The organism is Burkholderia sp. BCC1638 (assembly GCF_902833195.1).
GTDB classification, from domain to species: domain Bacteria; phylum Pseudomonadota; class Gammaproteobacteria; order Burkholderiales; family Burkholderiaceae; genus Burkholderia; species Burkholderia diffusa.
Genome location: NZ_CADFEC010000151.1, coordinates 1 through 433, shown reverse-complemented (window position 1 = coordinate 433; position 433 = coordinate 1). Strand labels below are relative to the sequence as shown.

Genomic DNA, 433 nt, shown 5'->3' with positions numbered 1-433 from the left:
AAGGTCGAGGGCAAGGACGACGTGACGGGCGAGCCGCTGATCCAGCGCGACGACGACAAGGAAGAAACCGTCAAGAAGCGCCTGGACGTGTATGAAGCGCAGACCAAGCCGCTGATCAGCTATTACGGCGACTGGGCCAAGCGCGGCGAGGAAAACGGCCTGCAGGCGCCGGCCTATCGCAAGATCTCGGGCCTGGGCAGCGTTGACGAAATCCGCCAGCGCGCCTTCGACGCGCTGAAGTAAGCACGCCGCGCCACGCGCGAGCATCAAGGGCCGCCCCTCGCCGGGCGGCTTTTTTTCGTCCCGCGACCGAGAAACGCACGATCGTTCGCTTCACTCCGCCGTCGCGCCGCCTTCCGTACAATCGACCGGGATCGCCAATAACAAACCAACAGGAGCAAGGATGGAACTACGCGACAACGTGTTTCTGATC

1 protein-coding gene is annotated in these 433 nt (G+C 63.0%); it reads left to right on the top strand.

Annotated elements, in window-relative coordinates; genetic code table 11:
* Nucleotides 1–243 (top strand): nucleoside monophosphate kinase (locus HWX22_RS31655; protein WP_175917032.1); only part of this gene is annotated, 243 nt, incomplete at its 5' end.
* Between the last annotated feature and the right edge of the window lie 190 nt (nt 244–433).